The 19,944-nt window shown below is 58.5% G+C and carries 19 protein-coding genes; 1 reads left to right on the top strand and 18 read right to left on the bottom strand.

The window, feature by feature from the left end:
- Window positions 1-66: 66 nt before the first annotated feature.
- The 11 genes from priA to H7U36_RS15330 form a co-directional block, all read right to left on the bottom strand.
- Window positions 67-2,295: a replication restart helicase PriA gene (priA, locus tag H7U36_RS13900; protein ID WP_033124400.1), complete on the bottom strand. Its 2,229-nt coding sequence runs from the start codon at window positions 2,293-2,295 to the stop codon at window positions 67-69.
- 17 nt (window positions 2,296-2,312) lie between these two features.
- Window positions 2,313-3,776: a UDP-N-acetylmuramoyl-L-alanyl-D-glutamate--2,6-diaminopimelate ligase gene (locus H7U36_RS13895; RefSeq protein WP_138304202.1), complete on the bottom strand. Its 1,464-nt coding sequence runs from the start codon at window positions 3,774-3,776 to the stop codon at window positions 2,313-2,315.
- Between the two features lie 125 nt (window positions 3,777-3,901).
- Window positions 3,902-4,327 (bottom strand): MarR family winged helix-turn-helix transcriptional regulator, encoded by a 426-nt coding sequence (locus H7U36_RS13890; protein WP_033124392.1) that lies wholly within the window; start codon window positions 4,325-4,327, stop codon window positions 3,902-3,904.
- 128 nt (window positions 4,328-4,455) lie between these two features.
- Entirely contained in the window at window positions 4,456-5,271 is an 816-nt protein-coding gene (locus tag H7U36_RS13885; RefSeq protein WP_205156355.1) for a purine-nucleoside phosphorylase, read from the bottom strand.
- A gap of 58 nt (window positions 5,272-5,329) precedes the next feature.
- Window positions 5,330-6,520 carry a phosphopentomutase gene (locus tag H7U36_RS13880; protein WP_205156354.1) on the bottom strand — a complete coding sequence of 397 codons (1,191 nt, stop codon included), beginning with the start codon at window positions 6,518-6,520 and terminating at the stop codon, window positions 5,330-5,332.
- Complete coding sequence (add, locus tag H7U36_RS13875; RefSeq protein WP_205148754.1) at window positions 6,507-7,508, bottom strand: adenosine deaminase; 1,002 nt, start codon at window positions 7,506-7,508, stop codon at window positions 6,507-6,509. Before add ends, H7U36_RS13880 begins: the two co-directional genes overlap by 14 nt.
- Before the next feature lie 117 nt (window positions 7,509-7,625).
- Window positions 7,626-8,423 (bottom strand): pyrroline-5-carboxylate reductase, encoded by a 798-nt coding sequence (gene proC, locus H7U36_RS13870; protein ID WP_033126700.1) that lies wholly within the window; start codon window positions 8,421-8,423, stop codon window positions 7,626-7,628.
- A 26-nt stretch (window positions 8,424-8,449) separates the two neighbouring features.
- Window positions 8,450-9,718 (bottom strand): amidohydrolase, encoded by a 1,269-nt coding sequence (locus H7U36_RS13865; protein WP_205156353.1) that lies wholly within the window; start codon window positions 9,716-9,718, stop codon window positions 8,450-8,452.
- On the bottom strand, window positions 9,715-10,440 hold the full coding sequence (locus H7U36_RS13860; protein WP_205156352.1) for an L-2-amino-thiazoline-4-carboxylic acid hydrolase: 726 nt from the start codon (window positions 10,438-10,440) through the stop codon (window positions 9,715-9,717). Before H7U36_RS13860 ends, H7U36_RS13865 begins: the two co-directional genes overlap by 4 nt.
- Window positions 10,441-10,480: 40 nt before the next feature.
- A complete protein-coding gene (locus H7U36_RS13855; RefSeq protein ID WP_205156351.1) occupies window positions 10,481-11,620 on the bottom strand; it encodes a PucR family transcriptional regulator in 1,140 nt (379 codons plus the stop codon).
- A 231-nt stretch (window positions 11,621-11,851) separates the two neighbouring features.
- Window positions 11,852-11,974 (bottom strand): hypothetical protein, encoded by a 123-nt coding sequence (locus tag H7U36_RS15330; RefSeq protein ID WP_275951613.1) that lies wholly within the window; start codon window positions 11,972-11,974, stop codon window positions 11,852-11,854.
- Window positions 11,975-12,059: 85 nt separating this feature from the next.
- Between H7U36_RS15330 and H7U36_RS13850 the strand changes: the two genes are divergently transcribed.
- Window positions 12,060-13,319, top strand: coding sequence for a putative ABC transporter permease (locus tag H7U36_RS13850; RefSeq protein ID WP_033126702.1), 1,260 nt, complete (start codon window positions 12,060-12,062; stop codon window positions 13,317-13,319).
- Window positions 13,320-13,408: 89 nt separating this feature from the next.
- On the opposite strand, the gene H7U36_RS15255 is transcribed toward H7U36_RS13850, so the two are convergent.
- From H7U36_RS15255 to H7U36_RS13815, 7 genes are all read right to left on the bottom strand, one after another.
- Window positions 13,409-13,819, bottom strand: a complete 411-nt coding sequence (locus tag H7U36_RS15255) for a winged helix-turn-helix domain-containing protein (RefSeq protein ID WP_243426776.1) — start codon at window positions 13,817-13,819, stop codon at window positions 13,409-13,411.
- A gap of 46 nt (window positions 13,820-13,865) precedes the next feature.
- Complete coding sequence (locus H7U36_RS13840; RefSeq protein ID WP_205156363.1) at window positions 13,866-14,909, bottom strand: sulfate/molybdate ABC transporter ATP-binding protein; 1,044 nt, start codon at window positions 14,907-14,909, stop codon at window positions 13,866-13,868.
- A gap of 2 nt (window positions 14,910-14,911) precedes the next feature.
- Window positions 14,912-15,595, bottom strand: coding sequence for a molybdate ABC transporter permease subunit (gene modB, locus H7U36_RS13835; RefSeq protein ID WP_205148758.1), 684 nt, complete (start codon window positions 15,593-15,595; stop codon window positions 14,912-14,914).
- 24 nt (window positions 15,596-15,619) lie between these two features.
- Window positions 15,620-16,465, bottom strand: coding sequence for a molybdate ABC transporter substrate-binding protein (gene modA, locus H7U36_RS13830; RefSeq protein WP_408610365.1), 846 nt, complete (start codon window positions 16,463-16,465; stop codon window positions 15,620-15,622).
- 166 nt (window positions 16,466-16,631) lie between these two features.
- The gene (gene yqeB, locus H7U36_RS13825) at window positions 16,632-18,014 is read right to left on the bottom strand and encodes a selenium-dependent molybdenum cofactor biosynthesis protein YqeB (protein ID WP_033126706.1); all 1,383 of its coding nucleotides are present in this window, start codon (window positions 18,012-18,014) and stop codon (window positions 16,632-16,634) included.
- Window positions 18,011-18,763, bottom strand: coding sequence for a selenium cofactor biosynthesis protein YqeC (gene yqeC / locus H7U36_RS13820; RefSeq protein ID WP_052084114.1), 753 nt, complete (start codon window positions 18,761-18,763; stop codon window positions 18,011-18,013). Before yqeC ends, yqeB begins: the two co-directional genes overlap by 4 nt.
- Window positions 18,760-19,830, bottom strand: coding sequence for an XdhC family protein (locus tag H7U36_RS13815; protein WP_243426775.1), 1,071 nt, complete (start codon window positions 19,828-19,830; stop codon window positions 18,760-18,762). The genes yqeC and H7U36_RS13815 overlap by 4 nt, the downstream gene beginning before the upstream one ends.
- Window positions 19,831-19,944 lie beyond the last annotated feature (114 nt).

Below are 19,944 nucleotides of genomic sequence, written 5' to 3'. Positions count from 1 at the left end.
AATATTCTCTATCTGTCAAAAACGGCGTCCTGTCAGGAGTAGTCCCTGCCAAAAGGCCTCCTCCCGTCAGAAGGAATGTACAGGGTCAAAGTCGAACTGGATCCGGATATCCCGGAACCCCCGGTTCAACTCAATATACTGCTCCATTCGGTCCTTCGCCTTAACAAGCATACCATATTTTTCGGATTTTAGATAGAGGATCTTTCGGTAAACGTCGCTCACCTTTCCCACATGGGGGCTGGCCGGGCCGATCACCGCAAGCTGCCCCGAGGAGCCCAGTCTGGCCGCAAATTCCTTCAGATATGCGGAGGCGGTGGTCAGCTTCTCCTCGTCCTGCGCCGCCAGGAGGACGGCAAGGAGATGGGCAGCCGGCGGATACCCCATTATCTCCCGGTACCGGATCTCCTCCTCATAGAAGGCCTCGTAATCCTGCCTGGCGGCTGTCTCGATGCTGTAGTGCTCCGGGCTGTAGGTCTGGATCACCACCTCGCCTCCTCCCTCTCCTCTTCCCGCCCTGCCGGCGGCCTGTGTCAGAAGCTGAAAAGTGCGCTCCGCAGAGCGGTAATCATCAGTGTAGAGGGACATGTCCGCGGCCAGTACCCCCACCAGGGTCACATTGGGGAAATCGTGGCCCTTGACGATCATCTGGGTGCCCACAAGGATATCTGCCTCCCCGTCTCCGAAGGCGGAGAGGATCTTCTCGTGGCCGTCCTTTCTCCGGGTGGTGTCCGCGTCCATCCGGAGCACTCTGGCCCCCGGGAACTCCCGCTTTACCATCTCCTCGATCTGCTGGGTGCCCGCCTTAAAGCCCCCGATGTGGGGGGAGCCACATTCCGGGCAGGTTCGCACCATGGGCCTCTCATAGCCGCAGTAGTGGCAGACCAGCCTCCCTCCCCTGTGGGCGGACAGGGACACGTCGCAGTGGGGGCACTTGATCACGTGGCCGCAGGACCGGCAGGACACAAAGCCCGCGTAGCCTCGCCGGTTGATAAAGAGCATGGTCTGCTGCCCCTTCTGCAGCCGGTCCGCCATGAGCTCTCTCAGGCTGTCACTGAAGATAGAACGGTTCCCCTTCTTCAGCTCCTCCCGCATATCCGCCACCCGGACCCGGGGCAGAGTCCCGCTTCCGGCCCTGGAGGGCAGTCGCAGCAGCACATACTCTCCCCTCTCGCAGCGGTAGAAGGCCTCCAGGGAGGGAGTGGCCGATCCCAGCACCACACCGGCCCCCTCCAGGCGCGCCCTCTCCACAGCTGTCTCCCGGGCGTGATACCGGGGCACCTGCTCGCTCTTGTAGCTGCCCTCGTGCTCCTCGTCTATGACAATGAGCCCCAGCCTGGGAAAGGGGGTAAAAAGGGCGGACCTGGGGCCGATCATGACGTCAATCTCCCCCTTTTTCGCCCGCTGCATCTGGTCATACCTCTCCCCCGCCGACATCCGGGAGTTGAGGATGGACACCCGGTCCCCAAACATTCTCTGGAAGCGGAGCACAGTCTGCCAGGTAAGGGCGATCTCAGGGATGAGCACAATGGCCTGCCTGCCCGCCTCCACCACCTTTCGAATCATGGCCATGTAGACCTCCGTCTTGCCGCTGCCGGTAACGCCGTAGACCAGGTAGGTGCGCCGCAGTCCCCTGTCATAATCCTCTGAAAATCTCCGGATGGCCTCCGCCTGCTCTGTCGTGTACGCGATCTGTCTTCCCGCTTTCCTCCCGGCCTGCACCGGATTCCGGTACACCCGGGAGGACTCTGTGAGGAGAAGTCCATCCTCCTCCAGAGCCCGCACCACCGGAGGAGTGATATTCAGTTTCTCCCGGGCCAGGTCGTAGTCCAGCCTGGGGCTTGAGAGGAGGGCCTCAAGGAGACGGGCCCGGGCCTTCTGATTCTTCTTCTGATACCACCTTAATCTCTTCTCCCCCTCTTCCGGGGAGACGAGAAGGACCAGCGTCTTCTTCTCCCTCTCCCGCTCCTTTCTCTTGATGGGGAGGACGGTCTTCAGGGCCTGGATCATGGTGCCCCCGTAGGACTCCTTCATCCAGGCGGCCAGGGCCACCAGCCGGGTCTCGATGCCCACGCTCTCCCCCGGCACTGCCAGGATCTCCTTGATCTTTGCCGGGTCGTAGCCGGGGGTCTCGGAAAATCCCACAATATATCCCCTGGTCTCCTTATTTCCCTTTCCAAAGGGGACAAGCACCTCCGTCCCCACAGCCAGCTTCCCTTCCAGCTCTTTCGGAACCGTGTACTGAAATATTTTGTCCAGCTTTTCGTTTGTAATGTCAATGATAATATCTGCGTAAATCTTTTTTTCCGGCATCCTTACCTGTCCTTTTCTCCCCGGAGTGCCTCCAGTATGATCTCCCTGTCGTCCATGGGATAGCGCACTCCCTGTATTTCCTGGTATGTCTCGTGTCCCTTTCCCGCGATCAGGACCACGTCCCCTCTGCCGCTTCGGTCCACCGCATAGCGGATGGCCTCCCTGCGGTCCGGTATGACTGTGTAAAACCCTTCTGTCCGCCTCATGCCCTCCACAATGTCCGCGATGATGTCCTCCGGCCTTTCCTCCCTGGGATTGTCGCTGGTGATGACCGTCTCGTCCGCCATCCGCCCTGCCGTCTCTCCCATCTCATACCTTCTCTGCCTGGACCTGTTTCCCCCGCATCCGAAGAGGACGATGAGCCGGCTCTTCACAAAGCCCCTCAGAGTATCCAGGGCGCAGGAAAGGCTCATGGCATTGTGGGCGTAGTCCAGGAAGATAGTCCGCCCGCCTGCGCAAGAGATCTGCTCCATCCGGCCCGGGACCCTGACCCGGCTCAGAGCTTTTCGCACCGTCTCCTCCCGAATCCCCAGCTCAAAGGCCGCGGCGGCCGCCGCAAGGGCATTGTACACATTGTATCTCCCCGGAAGCGGGATAAAAAATCCTCCCTCTCTGCCCTCTATCCCAAAGCTCATGCCGGAGCGCCCGTCCCTTGTCTCTTCCTTAATCCTCACAGCCCGCCAGTCCGCTCCCTCCTCCGTACCGAAGGTAACTTTCCTGCACCCGGTCCGGTCAAAGATTTCCCCATAGCAGGGATCGTCTACATTCCCAAGCCCGGTCTCGCACTGGAGAAACAAAAGATGCTTGCACCACCGGTACTCCTCCGGGCTGGCATGCTCCCCGGGGCCGATGTGGTCCTCCCCCAGGTTGGTGAAGATCCCCATGCAGAAGGGAACGCAGGCAGTCCGCTCCAGCTTCAGCGCCTGGGAGGACACCTCCATCACTGCGCTTGTAAGCCCCGTCCCCCTCATCTCCTGAAAATACGCCATAAGCTGACAGGACTCAGGAGTTGTATGCGTGCTGGGGAAGCGGCGCAGTCCTGTGTCCGTCTCGATGGTTCCGATCAGTCCGCATGCCCCCTCCTCCCGCGCCAGGATATCCCGCAGCATCCAAGCGGTGGTTGTCTTCCCCTTTGTCCCGGTTATACCGATGACCCGCAGGTGCTCCGCCGGATACCCACAGGCAGCCGCGGACATGGCAGCCAGAGCCCACCGGGTATCCGCCACCCGGATTACCGTCACGCCAGGCGGGCAGGCGATCTCCTTTGACGCCACAATGGCCGCCGCTCCCTTTTCCACCGCCTCCGGGACAAACCTGTGTCCGTCCGTTCCGTACCCCTCAATGCAGACGTAGGCGTCTCCTCGTCTTAAATCTCTCGTGTCGTTCGTCACACCCTCAACCCGGGTGTGGACCGTACCTTGTATCACCTCGTATCTCACCTGTGAGAGCAGCCGGATCAGTTCCATATCTGCCTCCCGTGATATAGGCCTTATTTATAATTGTCACACAGCCGGGAGGTTCAGTCAACTGTTTCCGTGTGCCAAATTTCCCGGGAGGGTGACAAAAAGGATGCTCTTTTTAAAGCATCCTTCTACTCCCGCTCCGAAAATCCTTTCACAACCTTTTCCTGGATACGCAGCAGCGCCTCCGCATCCTGAGGGCCCAGAAATTCCAGCAGCCGGATCACATCCTCCAGCGTTTTTTCTCTCTTGTCTTCTATTTCATCTCTGCCTGCCAGAGTGATGGACACGATGACCTGCCTGTTGTCCTGGCAGTCCGCAGTCCGGGTCACCCAGCCCTTCATCTCCATATGCTTCAAAAGCGCGGCAATGCGGGCTGTGCTGACCTGCATCTTTCTGCTGAGATCCTTCGGGAAAGCTGTCCCTCCGTGTTTTTCCAGATAATTCAGCACAAAGAACTCTCCCTTTGTCAGTCTGGCCAGCTCCTCATTGACCGCCACATGAGGCCATTCAGAGCGCATTTTCAGGAGCTCCTCTGCTATCTCTTTGTAATTCATGATTCCTCCCCATCCGCAAATGCTATTAGTATTAGTAAATCATATGCCTCAGAGCAGAGTTTGTCAATCCTTGTTCCAAAGAGCTTACTTCCACATGGCTCAAAGAAGCCGTCTCAATGGAGATCCTTTCAGGCCAGACTGCCGATAAACGATGTCACCAGCCGCTCAAACTGATCCTTCACCCTGTCCGCCGTCTCCTGCACCTCCTGGTGGTCCAGGAGCCTGTCCAGTATGCCTGCTGCCATGTTGGTGATGCAGGATACGCCGCAGATCTCCATGCCCATGTGGCGGGCTGCGGTGGCCTCGCAGGCCGTGCTCATGCCTACGGCGTCCGCCCCCAGAGCGCGCAGCATCCGGATCTCTGCCGGCGTCTCATAGTTTGGCCCGGACAGCTGGGCGTAGACTCCCTCCCGCAAAGAGACCCTCTCCCGCCGGGCAGCCTCCCGCAGCTTCTCCATCAGCGCCCGGTCATAGACCTGGCTCATATCCGGGAAGCGTGTTCCCAGCTCTTCTATGTTCGTCCCTCTTAAGGGGCTAGGAACAAAGGAGGAGATCTGGTCTGTAATCATCATCAGATCCCCCGGCTCAAAGTCCAGATTGATCCCGCCCGCCGCGTTGGTAAGAAGGAGGGTGCGGGCCCCCAGCATACCCATAAGCCGGATGGGCAGGACCACCTCCTGCATGTCGTATCCCTCATAGTAGTGGACTCTTCCCTGCATCAGCACGACAGGCACGCCCTTCACTCTTCCAAAGAGGAAACGTCCCTGGTGTCCTGCCACAGTGGAGACGGGAAAGCCCTCCAGCCGGCTGTAGGGGATCTCCTCCTCCACCTGAATTCTCTCCCCGTATCCTCCAAGGCCGGATCCAAGCACAATGGCCGCCCTGGGCACAAAATCCGTTGTCTCCCTGATAGTATCCACATAGCGTTTCAGTCGTCTGTACATAGTCTTCCCCTTTCTCTGTCATTTTTTCCAGCTCTTCTTCCCCGGTCATCCTCTATCTCTAAAGCAGCTCTGCCAGGCGGGAGGTTCCGATGGTCCCCTCCGGCATCTCCAGGCCGAAATTGTCCGCCACAGTGGCTCCTATAACGGCAAAGGTGTCCGCCTCAGGCAGCGGCCCTCCCTTCCCCAGGGAGGGGGACCAGGCGATAAAGGGCACATACTCCCGGGTGTGGTCTGTCCCCGTGTAGGTGGGATCATTGCCGTGATCCGCCGTCAGGATCACCAGATCCTCCTCCCCCATAAGCTCCATCAGCCGTCCCAGGCCCACGTCAAATTTCTCGATCTCCCGGGCATACCCGCCAGGGTCTCTCCTGTGTCCCCACAGGGCGTCAAAATCCACCAGATTGGTAAAGCACAGCCCTGTGAAATCCTCCCGGCATATGTCACAGGTCTGCTCCATGCCATGGACGGAGCTGTCCGAGTGGAGGGAGCGGGTGATACCCTCGCCGGAGAAGATGTCGTGGATCTTTCCCACGGCGATCACATCCAGCCCCGCGTCTTTGAGCACGTTCATGGCAGTCCTGCCAAAGGGCTTTAAGGCATAGTCCCGGCGGTTGCTGGTGCGGACAAACTGGCCTCTCTTCTTTCCCACGTAGGGCCTGGCGATGACCCGCCCCACCTTCCACTCATCCCGCATGGTGAGCTCCCTGGCGATCTCACAGCAGCGGTACAGATTGGCCAGGTCAAAGGTCTCCTCATTGCCGGCGATCTGAAGCACCGAGTCAGCGGAGGTGTAAACGATCATGGATCCGTCCCGGATCTCCTCCTCCCCCAGCTCGTCCAGGATCTTCGTCCCGCTCTCGCTCCTGTTTCCGATCACCTTTTTGCCGCAGCGCCTTTCCAGCTCCCCGATCAGCTCCGGTGGAAAGCCGTGCTCCGTAAAGGTTTTAAAGGGCTTCTCCACTCTCAGCCCCATCATCTCCCAGTGGCCGGTCATGGTGTCCTTGCTCCTGCTGGCCTCCGCCATCCGCATGAAACGCCCCGCGGGAGCCGGGTCAGAGTCCATCTGCGGGCAGGGGTGCAGGTTCAGCATGCCAAGCCTTCGCAGATGGGGAATGGAAAGGGGACCCGCAGACTGAAGGATATGACCGAAGGTGTCCACGCCCACGTCCCCGTACTCCGGCGAGTCCGGCATAGCTCCTATTCCCAGAGAGTCCAGGACAATGACAAAAATTCTCTTATAGCGTTTCATAGTCTCCTCCTTTCGCGGCGCGTATCTGCCGGATCAGCTTCTCCTTTACACGGTCCGGCGCAAAGGATACTTCAGCGGCGTTCTCCATCAGCTGCCAGATTTCCTGATCCCGGATCCCCCAGGACTCCTGGACAAACTCCAGCTCCCCGGACAGGGTGCTGCCGCTGACCGTGCGGTTGTCCGTATTAATGGTGACCTTCAGCCTCTGATCCAGAAATTCCCGCAGAGGATACTCGCCGGGGCTCTCCACTGCCTTTGTCTGCAGGTTGCTGACAGGACACATCTCAATACCTATGTTCTTCTGCCTGCAAAGTCTCTCAAGCTCCGTCTGTCCCCCCATGGCGATTCCATGGCCGATCCGCAGGGCCCCGGCCTCCAGGGCATCCCGGATATTGGCGGCGCTGCCGCACTCCCCCGCATGGATGGTAAAGGGCAGGCCCAGCTCTCTTGCCCGGGCAAAAAGCTCCAGGAAATCCGCCATGGGGTAGGCCGCCTCATTGCCGGCTAAGTCCGCCGCGCACACGCCCTGTCCCAGAAATTCCCGGGCCGCCCGCATCATGGACAGATTTTGCTCAAAGGTGTGTCCCCGCATGGCGCACACGATGACGTTGTACTCTGTCCCAAAGTCCTTCCTGCCCCTCTCCAGCCCCTCCAGAAGAGACCGGATCACCTCCCGGCAGGTGAAAGAGCCGTGGGCCGAGAGGGAGGGGGCAAACCGCACCTCCGCGTATCTGACATTCTCCTCTGACACGGTTTTTATAAAATCATACCCTGCTCCCCGCAGTCCCTCCTCATCCTGAAGGCAGGCAAGCGGCAGGTCGAATTTTTCCAGGTACTGCGCCAGGCTTCGGCAGTCCCTGTCCACCTGCAGCTCCCGGAGAGACACCGGCCTTCCCAGCCTCTCTTCCACGAACTCCCGGCTCAGAGAGCCATCCAGGTGACAGTGGAGCTCCACCTTGGGAAACCTGGTCCACTTATTTTTCCCCATAGGTCCACCTCCTTTCTTTTTATTTTAGATATCCAGCGCTGCGTGATATCCCCAGTACACCGCGTTTGTAATGGTGGACACTCTGGACGCGTCGCCGGTCCTGTGCCGCTCTGCCCTCTACAGCTGTTTGGACTTCTCCGTGGCCACGTTGATGCACTCTATGACCGTACCTCTCATGCCGCCCTTTTCCAGCGCCTCGCAGCCCTCGATGGTGGTGCCTCCCGGGGAGGTGACCATATCCTTGAGCTGGCCCGGATGGATGTCCATGTCCAGAATCATCTTTGCCGTTCCAAGGCAGGTCTGGGCCGCCAGCCGGTAGGCTGTGGCGCGGGGCAGTCCCTGCTTCACGCCGCCGTCCGCCATGGCCTCGATGAACATGGCCACATAGGCCGGGCCGCCGCCGCTCAGGCCGCAGACCGCGTCGATGAGAGTTTCCGGCACCTTCTCCACCACGCCGATGGACCGGAAGAGCTCCTCCGCCGCAGCCATCTCTTCGCTGGCAAGGTCATTGTCCGCGCAGAGGGCAAAGGCCCCCTCAAATACCATGGCCGGCGTGTTTGGCATGACGCGCAGGATCCGGGCGTTTCCACTGATCATTCCCCGAAGCCTCTCCACTGTGACACCTGCCACGATGGAGATAAGAGCTTTCCCGTCCAGGGCCTCCCCGCACTGAGCCAGCGCCTCCTTCGCCTGCTGAGGCTTCACGGCCAGCAGCACAATGTCGCATTTTCCGCACACATCCGCATCGCTCTCTCCAAGAGCCGCTCCCCAGCCCTTCGCCTTATCCATCATCTCCTCTTTGATGTCGTAGACAATGGCATCGTCCTTTGAGATAACGCCGCTCTCCAGCGCTCCGTGGAGGATGGCTCCTCCCATATTACCGCATCCGATCCAGCCAATCTTCTTTGTGATCATTTTTCTTCCTCCTTTTTCCTTGTTTCTCAATCTGCTTTTTTGTCAATCCCTTTGTCCGCCGGGTCAGGTCTGTGGCGCTCCATCCACAGCTTCGTCCCCTCCGCCATGCAGCGGGCCGCGTACAGCATGCCCTTCTGGCCGATGCTCATGCCCGCCTGTCGGGCCGCCGCCCAGTGATGGAGGGGCGTCCCCCTGCACATGGTGGCCGCGCTGAGGGTAATGAGGGGCACCGTGTGGCTCACCTCCGCCGCGTCCGTCCCGATGGAGATGGGCACCGGCTCATCCTCCAGAGGCTCCAGTCCCCGGAAATACTCGCCCCCATTGTCCAGACCCGCCTCCTCTGTGATCCTGGCGGCAAAGTCCAGCTCCTCCTCCGTGTACTGCGGGGTGGGGATCTTTGTCATAGCTTCGTAATAGAGCTCTGTCAGCTCACGGTCGATCTTCATCTCCCGGCAGCTTGCCACCAGCTCGATCTCCACCGTGGTGCCCGTCATGAGGGCCGCTCCCCTGGCGCAGTCGTCCACTCTCTTGGAAGCGTCCTCCGTTCTCGCCCGCAGGCTGGAGCGGATAAAATAGTTGGTCTTCGCCAGGTCCGGCACCACGTTGGCGGGCTGTCCGTTGTCTTTGTAGGCGTAGTGCATGCGCACGTCCGTGGGTACATGCTCCCGCAGATAGTTGACGCCCACATTCATAAGCTCCGCCGCGTCCAGGGCGCTCCGCCCCTCCTCCGGGGAACGGGAGGCGTGGGCGCTGACTCCGTGGAAGGTATAATTTTTTATATCCTGCGCCTGCCATATGTCGTTGCTGACCCGGTTTCTGTCAAAGGGATGCCAGGTCACCGCAATGTCCAGGTCATCAAAGACTCCCGCCTTATTCATGACGATCTTTCCGGACATGATCTCCTCCGCGGGACAGCCGTAGACCCGCAAGATCCCGGCCACCCCCACCTTCTCCATGTACGCCTTCAGGGCGCAGGCCGCTGCCGCCGCTCCTGTACCCAGCAGATTGTGGCCGCAGGCGTGCCCCAGCTCCGGCAGTGCGTCGTACTCGGCCAGAAAGCCGATGACAGGCCGCCCCTCTCCCCACACGGCGGTAAATGCCGTGTCGATCCCGGCAGTCTTCTTCTCCACCCGGAAGCCATTTTCCTCCAGAAAGGAAGCCAGATATGCGCTGGAGAGCTCCTCTTTGTAAGCTGTCTCCGGATGCCGGAAAATGTAGTCCGCTGTCCGGACTACCTCCTCCTTGTGTTCCTCCAGCCAGTCTGCGATCAGATTTTCCTTCTCCCTGCCGCTCATACAAATGCCTCCTTCGGGTAAATCTCCTCCTCGGGAACTGTGTCCAGCACATCCAGACACTCCTGCCCGAACAGCTCCGCAAATTCCGCCAGCGCCCTGTCCACAGCTCTCTGCCCGTCATCTCCCAGATCCTCGATGAGGATTCGGCTGATGGTGGCTCTGAGATGAGCCGTGTGGAAGGTAAAATCCTTCATACAGGAGGCTTCCAGCTCCTTTTTCTTCGCCGCCAGGGCCTCGTTCTCCTCAGGCGTCAGAGGGCATCCCCAGTCGAACTCACAGCGCGGGCCGCCCCAGCTCATGGGCTCCGTCACCTGGGTACAGACATATTTGTCCTGATAGCCCTGGTACACCGCGTTGTCCACATTGACACAGTAGAGCCTTCCGTACTCAGTGAGGCCGTGCTTTTCCCAGGCATCACACCAGGCGCATTTTGCAATATAGGTCTGCAGGGTGGGCTGGGTGTGGATCTGCCCGAACTCCATCTGCCCGTCAAAGTCCGGCTTCCACTCGCCGTAGGCCTGATTGGTCATCGTGTTGATCTCATCCCCTCTTTTGCGGGCATTGCAGGCCATCCGCCGGCCCCTCTCCTTTCCGTACACGGTCATGCCCCGCAGGATGGACTCCTTTCCCTTTTCCCCGCACAGCTCCACCGCCTGTCTTGCCAGAAGCGCAAACAGCACCGCGTGGTGCTCGATCCGTAAGCATACTGTTTTCTTTGTCATCACTCTGTCTCCTTTCTGCTCATCCATGTCAGTCGATCTGCTAAAAATTTGCGGTCCCCAGCTGAAGGATATAGAAAGACACCATGATCCTCACCCGGTTCTCATTACTCAGTATATCATATCCAAGCACATCTTTGATCTTATTCAGCTTGTAGGTCAGCGTATTTTTGTGGCAGTACAGTGCCTCTGCCGCGCGCACTGTGCTGCAGTCATTTTCAAAATAGGCCTTCAGGATCCTCATATACTCCGTCCCGTGCTCCCTGTCATACTCCATCAGCCTTCCCAGCACCTCCCGGACAAAGTCCGGGTAAATGGCCGTCTCCTTTACGTCGGTGAGGATCTTGTAGATCCCCAGCTCGTCGTAGGCCAGAAAATTTTTCGGGATGGTAGTCTTCGTCAGCTGGTAGGCCGTGTAGGCATTTTCATAGGACCGGTGAATATCCTGTATCCGTTCTACCGTGGTGCCCGCTCCGATATAGAGGTTTGGATCCTCCCCGGACAGCCTGCGGAACTGATCCCGCAGCCAGTCTCCCCGGTAGCCTGCTGCCAGTATGATCAGACGCCCCTCCTCCTCGTAAAAGATGGTCTTCTCCATGGAAAAGTGGAGCTTTCTCTGGATATCCTCCAGAAGCCGGTTGCCCCTCTCTGTGTCGTAGGCGTGACAGCTCATAATGATGACCGTGTAGGAGAGGTCTCTTGGAAAGCCGTTTCTCTCCATATGGTTCATGTAGAGCTCCTCGTTGTCCGGATAGAAAATAGCATTTTTCATGGCCGTGACCAGGTTGGTCTCCCTCTGCTCATTCTTCAGCAGGATCTCCGAGAACTTCCGCATAATGTCAATGTAGGGCGTCTTCCAGGATGCGGAAAAGAGGGGAAGCCTTCTTTTATTGCACCAGTCGACAGCCTCCCGGGAAAACTGCTTTCCCTCCCCCAGCGCGATGATCACCCCGCCGGCCCCGGCCCGGTCCATGGCTGCCAGAAATTCCTTCAGCCATTCCTCTGACCTGTAATTCAGGCCGGAGTTGAAGACCAGCTCGTCCCCGTAAAGAAACTGGGCAAACTCGCTTCCCTCCACCATGTGGATCCAGCTGATCTTTCTGTCATAGCAGGAGTCTGTGTGGAGCTTCACTTCATATTCCGGCCGGATCTCCCTGTACAAATACTGTAATTCAACTGCCATAGAAAAAATCTCCTTTATACAGTAAAGAATACCATTTTTGTGCTCAGATCACAATTATTTTCCGAATATATGGTTTGAAAAAATATTTTCAAAGGGTTTTTCCTGTGATATATTGTATTCGAAATACAAAACATATTTAAAACCCCCGAATTTGTATTTCCATCACAATCTCTGGATTATAGAAAGAAGCAGCGTGCTGACCGCACGCTGCTTTTTCGTTCCATATAGACTTTATACCAGCAGTCCGGCAGCTATGACTGCTGCCGTCATGACAAGGATCACCAGGTAGGATCGGGATTTGTGTAAAGAAATTCTTAAGTTTTCGCACTTCGCTTGACCTGTGTTCCGCCCCATATTATGATGGTGAAAGTATCGGGACATCTTCTCCTTTATAGATGCCCTGATTATTCTACCGGGCAAAGAGCAAAGGATAAGCATTATGGAGTACACATTTACAGAAATCTTCTGGCTGTTCCTCATCTATTCCTTTATCGGATGGATTATAGAGACAGTCGTGGGAACAATCAAAAACAGGAAATTCATGAACCGGGGATTTTCGACAGGCCCCTTCTGTCTCGTATACGGGGCCGGCGCCGTCCTCATGTCCGTCACCCTGCCGGAGCTGATAGACAATCTTGTTCTGCTCTTCGTTGGCTGCGCCATACAGGCCACCGCTGTTGAGTGGATCACAGGCAAGACGCTGGAACGGCTGAACCGGCATAAATGGTGGGACTACTCGGATAAAAAATGGAATTTTGACGGCTATATCTGTTTCCAGTACACGGTTCTGTGGGGCGTGCTGGGCGTCATCTGTCTGAAATACGGCAATCCCCTCCTCTTCTCCCTGTACAGCCGGATACCGGGGCCCATCACCTCCATCATTGTGTGGGTCCTGATGGGATATGTACTTCTGGACACAGTGGTGTCCATGGCCGCGGCCCTGCGCCTGCGAACCTTTGAGGCCAGCCAGTCGCGTATTCCCCTCATGCGCTTTGTGGAGCGCCGGATGTCCAGGGCCTACCCGGTCATCCAGGAGAAGACGGAGGATATACTTCGGGAGGGAAAATTTGCCGAGGGCTGCGGATTTTACAAGCTGTTCTGGCTCTTTCTCATCGGCTCTCTTCTTGGAGACATCACGGAGACGCTCTACTGCCGCCTGGTAGGCGGAACATGGATATACCGCAGCAGCCTTGTGTGGGGTCCCTTCAGCGTGGTCTGGGGCTTTGCCATCGTGCTTGCCACTGCCCTTCTGTACAAGGACCGGGACAAGCCGGACCGCCATATTTTCCTCGTCGGCACCTTCCTGGGCGGAGCCTACGAGTACATATGCAGCGTCCTGTCAGAGCTGGTGTTCGGCCAGGTTTTCTGGGACTACAGCAATATCCCCTTCAACCTGGGAGGCCGCATCAATCTTCTGTACTGCTTCTTCTGGGGCATTGCTGCTGTTGTATGGATCAAGGGGCTGTACCCCCACTTTGCAGGGTGGATCGAGAAAATCCCGAAGGTAGCCGGCTACATCGCCACCTGGATCCTGGTGGTCTTTATGGCCGCCAACATCCTGGTCTCCGCCGCGGCGCTCATGCGCTACAGCGCCCGGGACGGCGGGCCTGCCGCCCCCTCCGGCTGGGAGCATATCATCGACACCCACTTTGACGACGCAACAATGAGACAGCTCTATCCCAACTCCGAGATGAGATAATGTGTCACACAGCATACACAATAGCGCACCAGTTAGTGTAAGTTCAGACGTAATACTTTTTAAAAGTGTTACGTCTCCTGTTAATTTTTTCACAGCTCAGTGAACATTTCCTGGAACGCTGTATCCGCGTATTTCTTCACTCTCTCCTCCAGAGCCCGGTAGCGCCTCACCAGGGAAATGCTCTCCGGGGTGAGGGAGCAGCTGCCGCCGCTCCTGCCGCCGTGGTGCCGGAGGATGAGGGCGTACCCCAGCTCGTTCTCGGCCCGGTTCACGATCTTCCATCCCTTGCTGTAGGACATGCCCATCCGGCCGCAGGCCTCCTTCATGGATCCGGTCTCCCCGACAAGCTCCAAAAGCTCAGCCACTCCGGGGCCAAGAACCGGCTCGTCTGTGCCAATCTGGAGCTTTACCCGCAGGCGGAATTCCTTCCGGTCTTTCTGTTCTTTTCTGTCTCCATCGGAATGGGTATATCCTGTCTGTTCTGCCTCTTTTCTGTTCAAATGAATTCCCCCCTGTCAGCACATTTTCTACTTTTTCACCATTCCACTATTCTTCCAGAAGCAGGATCTTCGATGGGTCTACGGTCACCTCATCGGGGATCTGATGCTGGCTCCGGTCACTCTTCATCCAGATGCCCGCCCCGGGGTGATCCCGGTTCTGAAAGATGAGCGTCCACTCAAAAGGCGAGGACACCTTCTCTGCCGGGAGCACCCGGATCCGGTTGGGGACGTCCTCTCCCCTAGCCGCAGGCAGGATGTCGTGGGCCCGGATCCCCACATGGGTAACTGTGTCGGACACCTTTGTCCCGGTGCGCAGCATGACATTCCAGTCATCGGCGTAGACCTGAAAATCCCCAGCCTTCTGTACGCGGGAAATATTCTTGCACCCGGTCAGCCTGGCCGCGGCCAGCTTCCGAGGCTGGTCAAAAAGCACCTGCGTCTGATCGCAGATCACATCTCTCCCCTTTTCCATGATCATGGTCCGGCCGCACAGGCGGTAAATCTCATCCCGGTCGTGGCTCACAAGAACCATGCAGCCTTCAAACTCCCGAATCATCCGGGCAAGCTCCATCTGCATCTCCTCCCGTAGGTAGCTGCCCATGGCGGAAAACGGCTCATCCAGGAGAATGCATTTTGCGTCCGACGCGAAGATCCTGGCCAGGGCGGTCCGCTGCTGCTGCCCGCCCGAGATGTGCGTGGGATACTGATTTTCCAGCCCCTCCAGGCGGAACCTTCGGATCAGCTTCTCCACCCGCTCCCTGCGGGCGCTTCTGTCCTGCCGGCTCCTCAGCAGCCCGGCCTCAATATTCTGCGCCACCGTCATATTGGGAAACAGGGCATAATGTTGGAACAGGTACCCGACCTTTCTTTTCTGTGGCGGCAGGTCGATTCCTCTGCCGCTGTCAAAGAGGACTCTATCGTCCCTTCGGATCTGCCCCCGGTCCGGCCGCACAAGCCCGGCCACAGCCTTGAGGGTCATGCTCTTCCCGCAGCCGGAGGGCCCCAGTATGCCCAGGCATCCGCCCTCCGCCTCAAAGCGAAGATCCAGGTCAAAATTTTTCAGCTTTTTTGAAATATCAGCTCTCAGCATCTTCAACGGCTCTCCCTCCGGGTAAATCTCTGAAATACATACGTCGCATAGCCCATGCCGGTGACCACTATAAAGGAGATGAGCACCAGAATCAGCACATATCGGCCCGCTGACTCCATGTTTCCCGCCGCCACATCGGAGTAGACGGCCAGGGGAAGAGTTCTCGTCCGCCCCTCAATATTCCCGGCGATCATGGCCGTGGCGCCAAACTCTCCCAATCCCCTGGCAAACGCCAGAATCCCCCCGGACAGAAGCCCCTGGACAGCCCCTGGCATGAGGACTCTGTGGAAAATCTGCCACTCCGACATGCCAAGCGTCCTCCCCGCGTCCATGAGATTTCGGTCCACCTGCTCAAACGCGCCTCTGGCCGACCGGTACATGAGAGGGAAGGAAATGGCCACTGCCGCCAGCACCGTAGCCCCCCAGGAAAACGCGATCTTCACCCCGAAATATTCCAGGAAAAAGGCACCCACCGGCCTCCTGACTCCGAAGATGTAGAGGAGGAAAAATCCAGCCACCGTGGGAGGCAGGACCAGGGGGAGGGTCAAAAGACCATCCCACAGTATTTTCCATCGTTCATGGCGCATCCGATAGACACAAAATGCCGCCCCTGTTCCAAGAAAAAATGTAAAGACAATAGAAACTGCCGCTGTCTTTGCCGATATCAGAATAGGCGAAAGATCCACCTTGTCCCCCTCCTTTCACTGCTACTAGGCATCCGCATGGCTGGTAAATCCATACTCCGCAAACACAGCCATGGCCTCATCGCTCTGCAGGAAATCAAGAAATGCCCGGGCCTCCTCCTGATGTGCGGATGACGCCACAAGTCCCGCCGGATAGATAGCCGGCTCCGCCAGACTTCCCACAGGCGCCTGGGCGATCACCCTTACCTTGTCTGTGGTGGCCGCGTCCGTGGCATAGACGATGCCCGCCTGGGCGCTTCCCTCTGCCACCCAGTTCAGCACCTCTGTCACATTTGTCCCGAGGCTGGATTTTGCCAGCACCTCGTCCCAGATCCTTAGATTGGTGAGGACCTCCCGGGCATACTGTCCCGCGGGAACGCTGGCCGGATCGCCGATGGCGATGGTGTCCGCCTTTGTGATATCCGTAAATTCCGCCAGGCCCAGCTCATTGTCCGCAGATGTGATGAGCACGATCTGGTTCTCCAGAAGATCCTTCACGCTGTCCCCGTCAATGAAGCCCTCCTCTGTGAGGGCGTCCATCTGCTGGGTGGCCGCTGACATGAACACGTCCGCCTCCAGCCCCTCCTCGATCTGCGTCTGCAGCTTACCTGAGCTGTCATAGGTTCCCTTCACAGCCACACCCGGATTTTGCTCCTCAAACATGGGGATCAGCTCCTCCTCATAGGCGTACTCCAGGCTGGCTGCCGCCGCCACAAGGATTTCTGTCTCTTCCCCGCTCTCCTGTGACGCGCCGTCCTTTGCCGCGTTCTCCTGCTCTGTCCGGTCTGCGCTGTCTCCCCCGGAAGAAGAACATCCTGCCAGTCCCACTGCCAGCAGGCACACGCTCATGGATACTGCCAGCAGGCGGCTGATCTTGTCTCTTTTCATTTTCATATTTCTCCCTGTCTTTATGTTTCATCCTGTCACTTTCATTTGAAGCACTCCCAGTATACATCAAGTTATTTTCAAAAACAATTCGCTTTGACAAAAAAGCTGCCCGGAAAAAGAACTACTTCCCCGGGCAGCGCCTGGCATCTTCTCATATCCCCCATCTTCTCTCCCACACTTCCTCCATGTCTTCCTTCCGGTCTATGTCCCGCAGCTCTGTCTCCCTGGACTCCACAATGTCGATCCTGTCCGGGTGCCGGGCCATCACGGCCCGGCCCCCCACGTCCCCCTCCAGGGCCATAAGCTCCGGGAAAAATGCTCTCGGCCACAACACCGGATTGCCCGGCCTTCCCTCATGGCCGGCGCAGATGATCCTTCCTCTTCTGACTGCCGCCCGGTTCCAGATCTTCTGGATGGTGGCCGCCTGGAGGCCGGGCTGGTCGCAGACGCAGAACAGGACGCCCTCCACCCCTGGCCTTTTCTCCAGCATAGCCCGAAGCCCCAGCTTCAGGGACCAGGAAATCCCCTGCTCCGGCTCCCGGTTCTCCACCGGCGTCACCCCCATCTGCCGGGCCGCCTCCATAATCCTCTCATTTCCGGTGACAATCAGTTTCTCCACCCCGGAAAAGGCAGCCGCCTTGTCCAGCATGTACTGGTAGACCGGCTTGTCATGGACAAGGCAGGACAGCTTGTCCCCGCCAAAGCGAAGGCCCCGGCCTGCTGCCAGAATGACAAGGCCGTATTTTCCCTTCATCCTCCCGTACAGCTCCACTGCCTCCAGGGCGGCTCCCCCCACGGCCAGCGCCTTGTCGGAGATGGTGTAGCAGTGGGAGAGCTCACACCGGGCGTCAATGTCCCCGATCTTCATGCCCTTTTTCACCATAGCCCCCTCCTGGAGCATGCCCCGCACAATGCCGGACATGGCCGCATAGACCGGCACGCCCCCTGTGTAGGCGGTGATCTGCCCCTTCTCCACCCTGCTGCCGATGGACACTGTGGGCCGGATCCGCCCGTCCCCGGCGGCCCGCAGAAGCCGCTCTATGGTGTAGCCTCCCACGTTGCCGGGCACCCCTGTGTTGGGAATGGCTGTCCCCTCCCAGATAAGTCTGCCAAGAGTGTGGCCCCGCTTTGTCTCGATGACGCAGTGGCAGTCAACTCCCGCTGTAAATCCGGGGCCAGTGCCGATGACAAGAGGCGCGTCGGTGATTGCCGTGCCCAGATTCTTCTTGGCGATGATAGCGTCGATGAGTACATCCGGCCGGAAGGCCTCCCGTACGGCGGCCCTCGCATCCACCAGCACCGAGATATTTCCCTCGCTCAGTATCTGCCTGGCCTCTGCCATATTGCCCGCAAGAACCGCCTCTATGTCCTCCACCTGTGCCCGCCCCTCATAGACGGCTCTGGAAAAGGCCACTGTCCGCCTCACGGTCATCGGCTCTTCTGTCTCTGTCATAAGGATCTCATGTCCGCAGCGGTACAGCCTGGCGGCAATGCCGGTTGCCAGATCTCCCGCGCCCCTGATCAGTATCTTCATGCTCTCCTGTCTCCATTCTCCTTCATTTGTCCTAAAATCAGTACTTCCGTCTCTGTCATCCGGCTGATCCGCCGGGCCGCCTCCAGCCCGCCCGGCAGGTCCGCCTGGGTAAGCGCCACAGTAAAATGCCATGCCTCCCGGACGCCCTTTCTTCCCCCCAGGGGATGGCCGGCCAGGAGGGCGATGTCCTCCTCTCTCACCAAGCCCTCTACAGACCGTCCCAGGATGGCCGCCGCCCTCTCAGGGCGGAAGCAGACCTCCCCCAGGCTGCGCCCCAGGGCGCCCATGCCGTATACATACACCACATGGGTCGTCTCCTCCGGGAAGACAGGCTCCCTCTCCCCCGGCGCCTTCAAGGGCAGCCTCCGGGAGCCATCGGCCTCCACAAGAACCGGGAAGGGCAGAGCCAGGATGTCCTTCATCCACTCCTTCTCCGGGGCTTTCATCTTGCCGTCCCTGTCTTTTCTACCCAGAAAGACCACACCCTCCCGCTCCAGAATCTCCCCCATTTTCACCGGGGAGGGCTCCAGCAGGAACCGGGGCTCCTCCTCCGCGTACATGCGGGTGGTGGTAGTCACCGCCACCGGGATGCCCCGCTCTTTGTACTCCGCCGCAAGCCGCTTCAGCAGGGTGGTCTTCCCTCCGGCCCCCGCCGCGCAGAGCCGCACATCCCTTCGATCCTCCAGTCCCAGTGCTTCTATAATAGAGGGAAATGCTCTGTAAGAGCTCTCTTCTTTCTTTAAGATCAATCTCCTGTCACCTCCAGCATGACCTGGATACGGCCTCCGCAGACCATCCCCTCTTCCTCCGCCTCCTGAGCCGTCATGTCCACTCCGGTGACAAGGAACCGGGGGCTTTCCGGGAGCCTCAGCATCTGGAGGGCCTTCTGCATGACCCTGCTCTCCGCGCAGCCTCCGCCGATGGTGCCAAGGGCAGTCCCATCCTCCCGTATGAGCATCTTGGTTCCCACGCCGCGGGGCGCAGAGCCCTGCCTGGATATGATGGTGGCAAGGACAGCCCTCCGTCCGCTCCCGTTCCTGTCGTGGCCGCTGTCGTAGCTCTCCTGGATAGCCTCCAGCAGTTCTTCGGGATACCCTTCTGTTTGCGCTTTTTCATTTTTTATCTGGATGATCTGGGCAAAAATGGAGACGGCAATCTCCTCCGGCGTCTCCGCCCCTATGGCAAGCCCGATGGGGGCGTGAAGGCGCCGGATCTCCTCCTCTGAAATCCCCAGCTCTCTCATCCGCTCCCGTACCATGGCGGTCCTCCGCCTGCTGCCCATCATCCCCACATAGGCGCAAGCCGTCCCCAGTTCCCGCTCCCGGGACAGGATGCCGTAAAGGCAGTCCTCATCGTACCGGTGTCCTCTCGTCACGATCACTGCATAGGTATCCGGCCCCAGCTCGGCCTGGGCAAGTCCCTGGGAGAAGGGCTCGCAGATCACCCGGTTCGCCCCTGCCCGCCTGGCCTGGTCCGCGAATTTGGGCCGATCCTCCAGCACGGTCACAGAAAAACGGAGCATTTTCCCGATTTTTATGATGGGCATGGATACATGGCCCACGCCGAAGACGAGAAGCCCTGGGCTGCCCCCCAGCCGCTCCATGAACACGCCTGTCCCTGCATGGCTCTCCCCGAACGCCCACGCCTCCTTTTCCCCCCTAAGGAGGAATTTTCCGCCGGCCTGGGGCCCGTCCAGGATGGTGGCTGCCGTCAGCTCAGGCGTCCCTGCTGCCCGCCTCTCTTTGATTGCCTGGTAAAACTCTCTTCCTTTCATTTCCTGTCCCATCCTGCGCTCCTTCCTTTTATTCTTTTTCATCTTAGTATGTCTCCCGCCTAAAATCAAGGCTTACCTCACAAAGCGCCCTCCCTGCATTCATGCTTCTCTCTTTGTGAATGAACAATATTCATTGACAAATCTGTTTCCCTGTGG

Source organism: Faecalicatena fissicatena (assembly GCF_016900595.1).
GTDB lineage: Bacteria > Bacillota > Clostridia > Lachnospirales > Lachnospiraceae > Claveliimonas > Claveliimonas intestinigallinarum.
The sequence above is the reverse complement of the archived record's forward strand: the minus strand, read 5'-3'. Positions and strand labels throughout refer to the sequence as shown.

Coding starts and splice junctions, on each gene's coding strand:
- H7U36_RS13855 (WP_205156351.1), bottom strand. CDS start 11,620: ATGGCAGTTGAATTACAGTATTTGTACAGGGAGATCCGGCCGGAATAT.
- H7U36_RS13880 (WP_205156354.1), bottom strand. CDS start 6,520: ATGAAACGCTATAAGAGAATTTTTGTCATTGTCCTGGACTCTCTGGGA.
- H7U36_RS13860 (WP_205156352.1), bottom strand. CDS start 10,440: ATGACAAAGAAAACAGTATGCTTACGGATCGAGCACCACGCGGTGCTG.
- H7U36_RS13850 (WP_033126702.1), top strand. CDS start 12,060: ATGGAGTACACATTTACAGAAATCTTCTGGCTGTTCCTCATCTATTCC.
- H7U36_RS13885 (WP_205156355.1), bottom strand. CDS start 5,271: ATGTACAGACGACTGAAACGCTATGTGGATACTATCAGGGAGACAACG.
- H7U36_RS13895 (WP_138304202.1), bottom strand. CDS start 3,776: ATGGAACTGATCCGGCTGCTCTCACAGGTGAGATACGAGGTGATACAA.
- H7U36_RS13815 (WP_243426775.1), bottom strand. CDS start 19,830: ATGAAAAAGAATAAAAGGAAGGAGCGCAGGATGGGACAGGAAATGAAA.
- H7U36_RS13865 (WP_205156353.1), bottom strand. CDS start 9,718: ATGAGCGGCAGGGAGAAGGAAAATCTGATCGCAGACTGGCTGGAGGAA.
- H7U36_RS13840 (WP_205156363.1), bottom strand. CDS start 14,909: ATGCTGAGAGCTGATATTTCAAAAAAGCTGAAAAATTTTGACCTGGAT.
- H7U36_RS15330 (WP_275951613.1), bottom strand. CDS start 11,974: ATGGGGCGGAACACAGGTCAAGCGAAGTGCGAAAACTTAAGAATTTCT.
- yqeB (WP_033126706.1), bottom strand. CDS start 18,014: ATGAAGATACTGATCAGGGGCGCGGGAGATCTGGCAACCGGCATTGCC.
- add (WP_205148754.1), bottom strand. CDS start 7,508: ATGGGGAAAAATAAGTGGACCAGGTTTCCCAAGGTGGAGCTCCACTGT.
- H7U36_RS13890 (WP_033124392.1), bottom strand. CDS start 4,327: ATGAATTACAAAGAGATAGCAGAGGAGCTCCTGAAAATGCGCTCTGAA.
- proC (WP_033126700.1), bottom strand. CDS start 8,423: ATGATCACAAAGAAGATTGGCTGGATCGGATGCGGTAATATGGGAGGA.